Here is a 1,070-nt window from a genome sequence, read left to right as displayed (position 1 = left end):
ATGGCAAAAGAACATTTTGACAGAAGTAAGCCGCACTGCAACATCGGCACCATCGGCCACGTTGACCACGGTAAGACCACTCTGACCGCTGCTATCTGCACCACCCTCGCCGCTAAGGGCCTGGCTGCTGCAAAGCGTTTCGATGAAATCGACAACGCTCCCGAAGAAAAGGCACGTGGTATCACGATTAACACCTCTCACGTGGAATACACTTCTGCTGCACGTCACTACGCACACGTTGACTGCCCGGGCCATGCTGACTACGTCAAGAACATGGTTACTGGTGCTGCTCAGATGGACGGCGCAATTCTCGTCGTTGCTGCTACTGACGGTCCCATGCCCCAGACTCGTGAACACATCCTTCTCGCACACCAGGTTGGCGTGCCCAAGATCGTTGTTTTCATGAACAAGGTTGACATGGTTGATGACGTTGAACTTCTCGACCTCGTCGAAATGGAAGTTCGCGACCTGCTCTCCAAGTACGAATTTGACGGCGACAACGCTCCGATCATTCGCGGTTCTGCACTCAAGGCTCTCGAAGGCGACGCAGAATACCAGGACAAGATCATGGAACTCATGGCTGCTTGCGACGAATACATTCCGCTGCCGGCTCGTGAAACTGAAAAGCCGTTCCTCATGCCGATCGAAGACGTGTTCACCATTACCGGTCGTGGTACCGTTGCTACCGGCCGTATCGAACGCGGTGTTGTTCATCTGAACGACAAGGTCGAACGCATCGGTCTCGGCGAAACTGCCGAATACGTTATTACCGGTGTTGAAATGTTCCGTAAGCTCCTCGACGACGCTCAGGCTGGTGACAACGTTGGTCTCCTCCTCCGCGGCGCTGAAAAGAAGGACATTTCCCGCGGTATGGTGCTCGCAGCTCCCAAGTCTGTGACTCCGCACACCGAATTCAAGGCTGAAATCTACGTTCTTACTAAGGACGAAGGTGGTCGCCACACTCCGTTCATGAACGGCTATCGTCCCCAGTTCTACTTCCGCACCACCGACGTTACTGGTACCATCCAGCTGCCGGAAGGTGTCGAAATGGTGACCCCGGGTGACACCGT

At 54.6% G+C, this 1,070-nt stretch carries 1 protein-coding gene; it reads left to right on the top strand.

Annotation, left to right across the window (positions count from 1 at the left end; genetic code table 11):
• A partial coding sequence (tuf, locus tag B7992_RS16225; RefSeq protein WP_073161661.1) for an elongation factor Tu occupies positions 1-1,070 on the top strand: 1,070 nt, incomplete at its 3' end.

The sequence above is a fragment of the Fibrobacter sp. UWH1 genome (assembly GCF_002210365.1).
Classification (GTDB): domain Bacteria; phylum Fibrobacterota; class Fibrobacteria; order Fibrobacterales; family Fibrobacteraceae; genus Fibrobacter.
This window is presented reverse-complemented; position numbering and strand designations above follow the sequence as displayed.